At 50.3% G+C, this 682-nt stretch carries 1 protein-coding gene; it reads right to left on the minus strand.

The window, feature by feature from the left end; translation table 11 throughout:
• Nucleotides 1-682 (minus strand): molecular chaperone DnaJ (dnaJ, locus tag R7P74_RS26720; RefSeq protein ID WP_318123680.1); only part of this gene is annotated, 682 nt, incomplete at both ends.

Here is a 682-nt window from a genome sequence, read left to right on the forward strand (position 1 = left end):
CATACGGAACATACGGCCAGTTTGTGTTTCTGACGGCACTTTTAGGCTTACTCGTCCATCAAGAGTTGGAACTTCAACTTCGCCGCCGAGTGCAGCCATAGCAAAGCTTACTGGCACTTCACAATAGAGGTTATTGCCGTCACGCTCGAAAATGTGATGCTCTTTCACGTGTACTTGTACGTATAAATCACCTGATGGTGCACCCATTTCTCCCGCTTCACCTTCGCCAGATAGACGAATGCGATCGCCGGTATCCACGCCAGCTGGGATTTTAACGTTAAGTGTTTTCGTTTTTTGCTTGCGACCTTGACCATGACACTCATTACAAGGGTCTTTAATGATCTTACCTTTACCATGACAGGTAGGACAGGTTTGCTGAACAGCGAAGAAACCTTGACGCATTTGCACTTGGCCATGGCCATGACAGGTACCACATGTTTCCGCTGATGAGCCTTTCTTCGCACCGCTACCGTCACAAGAGTCACAGTGAACCAGTGTCGGAACTTCAATCTCTTTAGTTACACCACGAACGGCTTCTTCTAGCGTTAGCTCCATGTTGTAACGTAAGTCGGCGCCACGTTGCGCACGATGACCACCGCCACCACGGCGACCGCCACCGAAGATATCGCCAAACACATCACCAAAGATGTCGCCGAAGTCAGCACCGCCTCCACCAAAGCCG

It is taken from the genome of Vibrio sp. 2033 (genome assembly GCF_033339735.1).